Below are 223 nucleotides of genomic sequence, written 5' to 3' on the forward strand. Positions count from 1 at the left end.
TCCCGGCCTCGGCCTGGAACAGACGCTGCACCACTTCGGCTGGACGAGCTTCCACTTCGACTGGATCAAGAACAAGGACTTCGTCATCTACACCGTCGTCATCGCCGGTGTGTGGCAGGCGTCGGGCTTCGTCATGGCGATGTTCCTGGCGGGCCTGCGCGGCATCGACGGCGAGATCATGAAGGCCGCCCAGATCGACGGCGCCTCGCCCTTCCAGCTCTAC

At 64.1% G+C, this 223-nt stretch carries 1 protein-coding gene; it reads left to right on the forward strand.

The window, feature by feature from the left end; translation table 11 throughout:
• A partial coding sequence (locus ACMUVN_RS33380) for an ABC transporter permease subunit (RefSeq protein ID WP_414816067.1) occupies positions 1-223 on the forward strand: 223 nt, incomplete at both ends.

It is taken from the genome of Rhizobium sp. IY2 (assembly GCF_047532935.1).
GTDB classification, from domain to species: domain Bacteria; phylum Pseudomonadota; class Alphaproteobacteria; order Rhizobiales; family Rhizobiaceae; genus Rhizobium; species Rhizobium anhuiense.